Here is a 7,476-nt window from a genome sequence, read left to right as displayed (position 1 = left end):
CCCCCCCCCGCCGTATCACCTCGCTTCAGGAGCGACTGTACAAGCAGTTCAATGCAATGGATCTGTTGGTGGGGCAGTTGTCTAATACGTCTTCGAGCCTTCTCGCGTCGCTGGAGAACCTGCCTTGGGCAGGAAGCAATTCGAAAAAGTAGGCCAGACTGCTTATACAAGAACCGCCGGTAGGCGGTTTTTTGTTTGCAAAACAAACTCAAGTCCTGCGCCAGATGACCGATAAACAGGTATGTGAGATCGATGTGGCAAGGGGCTCATCCAAATGAATGCTATGGCAGCAATGCGGCAATACCAGCAGGTTGGCGTAAAAGCCCAGGTTACCGAGGCCGACCCGCATCGCCTGATTCAGATGCTGATGCAAGGTGGTTTGGATCGTATCGCTCAGGCCAAAGGTGCGATGGAGCGTGAGGCTTTCGCTGAGAAGGGTGTGCTGATCGGCAAGGCCATCAATATCATCGGTGGGCTGCGTGATGCGCTGGATCAGGATGTTGGCGGCGAGCTGGCGGCCAACCTTGATCGTCTGTATGAATACATGACGATGCGCCTGTTCGAAGCGAGCCGGCATAATGATGTCGACAAACTGAACGAGGTGGGCAAGCTTCTGGGTGAGATAAAGCTGGCTTGGGATCAGATCGCGCCTAGGGGCTGATTCACCTGAAGCTGGCTTGCTGGCTTACCGCGTTTTCGGGGAAAAGATGTCGTTGAAGAAGCAAGCCTTCGCCGCGTTGGCGCAAAAGCTCCGCGGCGCACTGAGCGCAGGGGAGTGGGATGCGGTCAGCTCGCTGGATCATGAGTGCAGCGCGCTGGTGGCATCATTGTGCGACGAAGATGCAGCTGATGCCGGGCTGCGTGCGGAAATCGACGCAGTGGCGGCTCTGTATGATGAGCTTCAGCGGGCGGGGCGCGCTGAGCGTGAGCGGCTGGCCGCGGAGCTGACCAGGCTGAATCAGGCCAAGCAGGTCAGCCGCGCTTACGGGTCGTTAGGCTAGACGCCCGTCACGCTGGATTCTTCGCGCGGCGAAGAGCTGGGCGGTACCGAGGGTGCGTGGAGTAGGGTGGATGACGCTTCGCTCATCCACCGCGAACCCACCGTCTCAGGGAGTGCTCGCTGCGTCTCAGCGGTACTCGCACAGATACGCGGTGTCTACCTTGACCTTCAGCTGAAATTTGCTGTTCGCCGGTACGGTGAACTGGCTGCCGCTGGCAAAGGTTTCCCAGGCGTCGCTACCCGGCAGTTTCACGTCCAGGCTGCCAGCAACTACGTGCATGACTTCCAGTTGCGCAGTGCCGAATTCGTATTCACCTGGCGCCATGACGCCGATCGTGGCCGGGCCTTCAGTCATGTCGAAGGCGATGGATTTGACGGTGCCATCGAAGTACTCATTGACCTTGAACATTTGGATTCCTTTGCAGGGTCGGGAAAAGGGTCGCCAGTATGCCCAAGCGCCAGGCCTGGCGTCACCTGGCAGAAGTGCTAGCTGCGAAAAATGAAGTAGACCGCTCCGACCATGCAAAGCCCTGCCCATAGATAATCGAGCTTCAATGGCTGCTGCATGTACAGCACGCTGAACGGAACGAACACCATCAGGGTGATTACCTCCTGCATGATCTTCAGTTGGCCGATCGACAGCTCGGTATAGCCGATGCGGTTTGCTGGCACCATCAGCATGTATTCGAAGAATGCGATGCCCCAGCTGATCAATGCGGCGATGAGCCAGGGTTTGCCGTTCAGGCTCTTCAGGTGGCCGTACCAGGCGAAGGTCATGAATAGGTTGGAGCAGCAGAGGAGGGCGGCGGTTTGCAACCAGACAGGCATGGTGGGTGTGGGCTCGAAATGATGACGCGCTAGGGTATTTCCAAGCGTTTTCGCCTGCAATGGTGCATCTGGTGCGTAAGCTTCAGCCGGATTATTATCGCGCCCGTTTTTCACTGAGTGGCAGTTTTATGGATTGTCGCCCCGGTTGCGGTGCCTGCTGTATCGCCCCCTCAATTAGCTCCTCGATACCTGGCATGCCTCATGGTAAGCGCGCTGGGGAGCGCTGTATTCAATTAAGCGCTGACTTTCTCTGTTTGCTGTTCGGCGATCCGCGGCGGCCGGTTGTCTGCTCGGCTTTTTCGGCGGACCCTGTTTGCTGTGGTGAAACTAGGGAGGATGCGATTCGATTGTTGGGTTGGCTGGAGCAAGCGACTGCGTAGGCAAGTCTGCGTGTAGTTAAGTCCAAGATTGCGTATTCAACTGCTCGTCGGGCTATGAGTTGCTGGCTGCGCCGGTATGTCTGCTGAGAGCTGATCAATGACGTCAGGCCGGAAGATCGCCGATTGCGCTAGATGGCCATCGGCCACCTGTGTCGACCTCTAGTGAATCGAATGGAAGGGATAAATATTCAGTCGGCCCAAGGGGAATAAAAAAGGCTGCCCAAGGGCAGCCTTATTTTGCGCTGGTTGTCGCTTAACGCGGCAGGTCGCGCTTGGTGTGGCCGGTATACAGCTGACGCGGGCGGCCGATCTTCTGGCCGGAGGCGATCATTTCCTTCCAGTGGGAAATCCAGCCAACAGTACGCGCCAAGGCAAAGATGACGGTGAACATGCTGGTCGGAATGCCGATAGCCTTGAGAATGATGCCCGAGTAGAAGTCCACGTTCGGATACAGGTTGCGCTCGGCGAAGTAAGGATCGTTGAGAGCAATCTCTTCCAGCTTCATGGCCAGATCCAGCTGCGGATCGTTGATACCCAGCTCACCCAGCACCTCGTCGCAGGTCTGCTTCATGACCTTTGCGCGCGGGTCGAAGTTCTTGTAGACGCGATGCCCGAAGCCCATCAGCTTGAACGGATCGTTCTTGTCCTTGGCCTTCGCCAGGAATTTCTCGACGTTCGATACGTCGCCGATCTCGTCCAGCATGGTGAGTACGGCTTCGTTCGCGCCGCCGTGTGCCGGTCCCCACAGAGCGGCGATGCCGGCTGCGATACAGGCGAACGGGTTGGCACCGGTGGAGCCGGCGAGGCGTACGGTGGAAGTCGAGGCGTTCTGCTCATGGTCGGCGTGCAGGATGAAGATGCGATCCATTGCCTTGGCCAGCACCGGGCTGATCGGTTTGATCTCGCACGGGGTGTTGAACATCATGTGCAGGAAGTTTTCCGAGTAGCTCAGATCGTTGCGCGGATACATCAGCGGCTGACCGATCGAGTACTTGTAGACCATTGCAGCAATGGTTGGCATCTTCGCGACCAGACGCACCGCGGAAATCTCGCGATGGTGCGGGTCGTTGATGTCTAGGGAGTCGTGGTAGAAGGCCGAGAGTGCGCCGACTACGCCGCACATGATGGCCATGGGGTGAGCGTCACGACGGAAGCCATTAAGGAAGGACTTCAGCTGCTCGTGAACCATGGTGTGGTTCTTCACGGTGCTGACGAACTGTGCCTTCTGCTCGGCGGTAGGCAGTTCGCCGTTCAGCAGCAGGTAGCAGGTTTCCAGGTAGTCGGATTTCTCTGCCAGCTGCTCGATGGGATAGCCGCGGTGCAGCAGGATGCCCTTATCGCCGTCGATGTAGGTGATCTTGGACTCGCAAGAGGCGGTCGACATGAAGCCGGGATCGAAGGTGAAGTGACCCGTGGAGGTCAGGCTTCGTACGTCTATTACATCAGGCCCTACGGTACCGGTTAAAACGGGCAGTTCGACGGGGGCAGCGCCCTCGATGATCAACTGCGCTTTCTTGTCAGCCATGTATGGCCTCCTGTTTTGTGCTTGGAATCATCATGGCCCCCCACGCAGGGCCCGCATCACTATAGAGTGATAAATCGCAAAGTCAATTTGCGTGAACCCATGCCGTAGAGGGCTCTGCAGGGGGATGCGTACAGCTTGGATGCACTGTTTACGGCATTTATATAGGGGCTGCTATCAGCCTTTAGTGGCACTTCACCACATTGTCATTAGTGACCTAACTGTTTATACTCGGACACCGACCGGCAGGGGCCTTACAGGCAGTATTCTGTAGGTTGTCACTCGTGGGTAGCGGGTACTGCTGCGTACTCTTCCCAACAACTTTGCCCTGCGCTCTGGGGCTCTCAAGTGTGAAAAAAAGCCGTGAAAAGCCAACGACCTGTAAACCTAGATCTTAGGACAATAAAACTCCCCATCACTGCTTACACGTCGATTCTCCACCGTGTATCCGGTGTCATCCTGTTCGTCGGTGTCGCCTTGCTGCTGCTTGCGCTCGATACCTCGTTGTCTTCGCCAGAAGGCTTTGAGGATGTTCGTGCGTATCTGAGCAGTCCCCTGGCCAAGCTGGTGAGCTGGGCGTTGCTGTCCGCACTGCTGTACCACCTTGTGGCGGGTGTGCGTCACCTGATCATGGACACTGGGCATGGCGAGACGCTGGAAGGCGGCAAGCTGGGCTCGAAAATCGTAATCGCCGTGTCGGCGGTGCTGATCGTTCTGGCGGGAGTGTGGATATGGTAACCAATGTCACCAACTTTTCGCGCTCGGGTCTGTACGACTGGATGGCGCAGCGCGTTTCTGCAGTGGTTCTTGCGGCTTATTTTCTGTTCCTGCTTGGGTACCTGATTGCGAACCCGGACTTGGAGTATGCACAGTGGCATGAGCTGTTTTCGGCCAACTGGATGCGGATCTTCAGCCTGTTGGCGCTGGTTGCCCTGAGTGTGCACGCGTGGGTTGGTATGTGGACGATTTCCACTGACTACCTGACCAACATGGCGATCGGCAAGTGGGCTACCGGCGTTCGTTTCCTGTTCCAGGCGGTGTGTGGCATTGCCATGTTCACCTTCTTCGTCTGGGGCGTGCAGATTCTTTGGGGTATCTGATTCATGGCTAACATTCGTACGCTTTCTTTTGACGCCATCATCGTTGGTGGCGGTGGCGCCGGTATGCGCGCGGCGCTGCAGTTGTCCCAGTCCGGTCACAAGACCGCTGTGGTCACCAAGGTTTTTCCGACTCGTTCGCACACCGTTTCCGCTCAGGGTGGCATCACCTGCGCCATCGCTTCGGCCGATCCGAATGATGACTGGCGCTGGCATATGTACGATACCGTCAAGGGTTCCGACTACATCGGTGACCAGGACGCTATCGAGTACATGTGCTCCGTCGGCCCGGAAGCCGTGTTCGAGCTCGAGCACATGGGCCTGCCATTCTCCCGCACCGAGCAGGGCCGCATCTACCAGCGTCCGTTCGGTGGTCAGTCCAAGGATTTCGGCAAGGGCGGGCAGGCTGCTCGTACCTGCGCTGCTGCCGACCGTACTGGTCATGCGCTGCTGCATACCCTCTATCAGGGCAATCTGAAGAACGACACCGTATTCCTCAATGAATGGTACGCGGTCGATCTGGTGAAGAACCAGGATGGTGCGGTCGTTGGTGTTATCGCCATCTGCATCGAGACCGGCGAAACCGTTTACATCCGCTCGAAGGCCACTGTTCTTGCAACTGGTGGTGCTGGTCGCATCTATGCATCGACCACCAACGCGCTGATCAACACCGGCGACGGCGTGGGCATGGCGCTGCGTGCAGGCGTACCGGTACAAGACATCGAGATGTGGCAGTTCCACCCGACCGGTATCGCCGGTGCCGGCGTGCTGGTAACCGAAGGTTGCCGTGGTGAAGGTGGCTACCTGATCAACAAGCACGGCGAGCGTTTCATGGAGCGTTATGCTCCTAACGCGAAGGACCTGGCTGGTCGTGACGTCGTTGCGCGCTCGATGGTCAAGGAAATCCTGGCTGGTAACGGCTGTGGTCCGGATGGCGACCACGTGATGCTGAAGCTGGATCACCTCGGTGAAGAAGTGCTGCACAGCCGTCTGCCAGGTATCTGTGAGCTGTCGAAGACCTTTGCTCACGTCGACCCGGTGACTGCTCCAGTACCTGTCGTGCCGACCTGCCACTACATGATGGGTGGTATCGCCACTAACATCCATGGTCAGGCCATTACCCAGGACGCCAACGGTAATGACACCATCATCGATGGCCTGTTCGCAGTAGGCGAAGTGGCTTGTGTATCGGTGCATGGCGCCAACCGTCTGGGCGGCAACTCGCTGCTCGACCTGGTGGTCTTCGGTCGCGCTGCGGGCCTGCACCTGGAGAAAGCGCTGAAGGAAGGTATCGAGCATCGTGGTGCCAGCGAAACCGATCTGGACGTTGCTCTAAGCCGTCTTGCCGGTCTCAACGAGCGTACCACTGGTGAGGACGTCGCCCCGCTGCGCAAAGAGCTGCAGAACTGCATGCAGAACTACTTCGGTGTATTCCGCACCGGTGAATATATGCAGAAGGGTATCGCTCAGCTGGTGGATCTGCGTCAGCGTATCGCCAATGTCAAGATCTCGGACAAGAGCCAGGCGTTCAACACCGCGCGCATCGAAGCGCTCGAGCTGCAGAACCTGCTGGAAGTTGCCGAGGCTACTGCAATTGCCGCGGAGAACCGCAAGGAATCCCGTGGCGCGCATGCTCGCGAAGATTTCGAAGAGCGTGATGACGAGAATTGGCTGTGCCACACCCTCTATTTCCCAGGTGACAAGCGCGTTGCCAAGCGTGCCGTGAACTTCGCTCCGAAGACCGTTCCGGCATTCGAGCCCAAGGTTCGGACTTATTGAGGTCGACGATATGTTGCAAGTGAGTGTTTATCGCTACAACCCCGATCAGGACGAAAAGCCGTTCATGCAGGATTTTCAGGTCAATACCGATGGTAAGGATCTGATGGTTCTGGACGTCTTGGCTCTGATCAAGGAACAGGATCAGGGTTTCTCCTATCGTCGCTCCTGCCGTGAAGGCGTGTGTGGCTCCGATGGGATGAATATCAACGGTAAGAACGGTCTGGCTTGCATCACGCCGCTGTCCGCCGTGGTCAAGAACAACAAGCTGGTCGTGCGTCCTCTGCCGGGGCTGCCAGTTATTCGTGACTTGGCCGTCGATATGAGCATCTTCTACAAGCAGTACGAGAAAGTGCGTCCGTATCTGATGAACGATACGCCGCCACCGGCTATCGAACGTCTGCAAAGCCCGGAAGATCGCGAAAAGCTGGATGGTCTGTACGAGTGCATCCTGTGCGCTTGCTGTTCGACCAGCTGCCCGTCCTTCTGGTGGAACCCGGACAAGTTCCTCGGTCCGGCCGCGTCGCTGCAGGCTTATCGTTTCCTGGCCGACAGCCGCGACACCGAAACCGAAAACCGTCTGGCAGGTTTGGACGATCCGTTCAGCGTGTTCCGCTGCCGCGGTATCATGAACTGCGTCGACGTTTGTCCGAAGGGATTGAACCCTACCAAGGCAATCGGTCACATACGCAACATGCTGCTGCAGAGCGGTACCTGATGACACCCCGGTCGCGAAAGGTTATGCGCTAGCCTGGAATGGCCGGATTGCGTTACCCGTTACACCTGCGGCGCCGAAGTTGAAGCTCGGCGCCGTAGTTTTAGTAGGAATCCCAGCCCACAAAGCCGGGATTCCACTCTGAAAACTTGATGACC

Annotated in this window: 10 protein-coding genes; 7 read left to right on the top strand and 3 right to left on the bottom strand. The window is 57.4% G+C overall.

Annotated features, from left to right (window positions below; genetic code table 11):
* Positions 1 to 274 precede the first annotated feature (274 nt).
* Both fliS and F753_RS48695 read left to right on the top strand, forming a co-directional pair.
* Complete coding sequence (fliS, locus tag F753_RS48700; RefSeq protein ID WP_026006571.1) at positions 275 to 661, top strand: flagellar export chaperone FliS; 387 nt, start codon at positions 275 to 277, stop codon at positions 659 to 661.
* A gap of 46 nt (positions 662 to 707) precedes the next feature.
* Positions 708 to 1,001 carry a flagellar protein FliT gene (locus tag F753_RS48695; RefSeq protein WP_017245261.1) on the top strand — a complete coding sequence of 98 codons (294 nt, stop codon included), beginning with the start codon at positions 708 to 710 and terminating at the stop codon, positions 999 to 1,001.
* A 126-nt stretch (positions 1,002 to 1,127) separates the two neighbouring features.
* Here the strand turns inward: F753_RS48695 and ppnP are convergent, their stop codons facing one another.
* A complete protein-coding gene (gene ppnP, locus F753_RS48690; RefSeq protein WP_003302386.1) occupies positions 1,128 to 1,409 on the bottom strand; it encodes a pyrimidine/purine nucleoside phosphorylase in 282 nt (93 codons plus the stop codon).
* 77 nt (positions 1,410 to 1,486) lie between these two features.
* Positions 1,487 to 1,828: a DMT family protein gene (locus tag F753_RS48685; protein ID WP_003285450.1), complete on the bottom strand. Its 342-nt coding sequence runs from the start codon at positions 1,826 to 1,828 to the stop codon at positions 1,487 to 1,489.
* Positions 1,829 to 1,956: 128 nt separating this feature from the next.
* Here F753_RS48685 and F753_RS50140 point away from each other — a divergent pair, with 128 nt between their 5' ends.
* Entirely contained in the window at positions 1,957 to 2,208 is a 252-nt protein-coding gene (locus F753_RS50140) for a YkgJ family cysteine cluster protein (protein WP_082041303.1), read from the top strand.
* A gap of 253 nt (positions 2,209 to 2,461) precedes the next feature.
* Here the strand turns inward: F753_RS50140 and gltA are convergent, their stop codons facing one another.
* The gene (gene gltA / locus F753_RS48680; RefSeq protein ID WP_003294794.1) at positions 2,462 to 3,733 is read right to left on the bottom strand and encodes a citrate synthase; all 1,272 of its coding nucleotides are present in this window, start codon (positions 3,731 to 3,733) and stop codon (positions 2,462 to 2,464) included.
* A 360-nt stretch (positions 3,734 to 4,093) separates the two neighbouring features.
* On the opposite strand from gltA, the gene sdhC reads away from it, so the two are divergent.
* Genes sdhC through F753_RS48660 form a run of 4 tightly spaced genes read left to right on the top strand, consistent with a single transcriptional unit; the run spans position 4,094 to position 7,321 of the window.
* Positions 4,094 to 4,468, top strand: coding sequence for a succinate dehydrogenase, cytochrome b556 subunit (sdhC, locus tag F753_RS48675; protein WP_014820480.1), 375 nt, complete (start codon positions 4,094 to 4,096; stop codon positions 4,466 to 4,468).
* A complete protein-coding gene (sdhD, locus tag F753_RS48670; protein ID WP_014820479.1) occupies positions 4,462 to 4,830 on the top strand; it encodes a succinate dehydrogenase, hydrophobic membrane anchor protein in 369 nt (122 codons plus the stop codon). The genes sdhC and sdhD overlap by 7 nt, the downstream gene beginning before the upstream one ends.
* Positions 4,831 to 4,833: 3 nt before the next feature.
* Positions 4,834 to 6,606 (top strand): succinate dehydrogenase flavoprotein subunit, encoded by a 1,773-nt coding sequence (sdhA, locus tag F753_RS48665; protein ID WP_014820478.1) that lies wholly within the window; start codon positions 4,834 to 4,836, stop codon positions 6,604 to 6,606.
* 10 nt (positions 6,607 to 6,616) lie between these two features.
* Complete coding sequence (locus tag F753_RS48660; RefSeq protein ID WP_003302396.1) at positions 6,617 to 7,321, top strand: succinate dehydrogenase iron-sulfur subunit; 705 nt, start codon at positions 6,617 to 6,619, stop codon at positions 7,319 to 7,321.
* Positions 7,322 to 7,476 lie beyond the last annotated feature (155 nt).

It is taken from the genome of Stutzerimonas chloritidismutans AW-1 (assembly GCF_000495915.1).
Taxonomy (GTDB): domain Bacteria; phylum Pseudomonadota; class Gammaproteobacteria; order Pseudomonadales; family Pseudomonadaceae; genus Stutzerimonas; species Stutzerimonas chloritidismutans.
This window is presented reverse-complemented; position numbering and strand designations above follow the sequence as displayed.

Excerpts from the sequence above, each read along its gene's own strand:
- fliS (WP_026006571.1), top strand. The coding sequence starts at position 275 with ATGAATGCTATGGCAGCAATGCGGCAATACCAGCAGGTTGGCGTAAAA.
- F753_RS48695 (WP_017245261.1), top strand. The coding sequence starts at position 708 with ATGTCGTTGAAGAAGCAAGCCTTCGCCGCGTTGGCGCAAAAGCTCCGC.
- ppnP (WP_003302386.1), bottom strand. The coding sequence starts at position 1,409 with ATGTTCAAGGTCAATGAGTACTTCGATGGCACCGTCAAATCCATCGCC.
- F753_RS48685 (WP_003285450.1), bottom strand. The coding sequence starts at position 1,828 with ATGCCTGTCTGGTTGCAAACCGCCGCCCTCCTCTGCTGCTCCAACCTA.
- F753_RS50140 (WP_082041303.1), top strand. The coding sequence starts at position 1,957 with ATGGATTGTCGCCCCGGTTGCGGTGCCTGCTGTATCGCCCCCTCAATT.
- gltA (WP_003294794.1), bottom strand. The coding sequence starts at position 3,733 with ATGGCTGACAAGAAAGCGCAGTTGATCATCGAGGGCGCTGCCCCCGTC.
- sdhD (WP_014820479.1), top strand. The coding sequence starts at position 4,462 with ATGGTAACCAATGTCACCAACTTTTCGCGCTCGGGTCTGTACGACTGG.
- sdhA (WP_014820478.1), top strand. The coding sequence starts at position 4,834 with ATGGCTAACATTCGTACGCTTTCTTTTGACGCCATCATCGTTGGTGGC.
- F753_RS48660 (WP_003302396.1), top strand. The coding sequence starts at position 6,617 with ATGTTGCAAGTGAGTGTTTATCGCTACAACCCCGATCAGGACGAAAAG.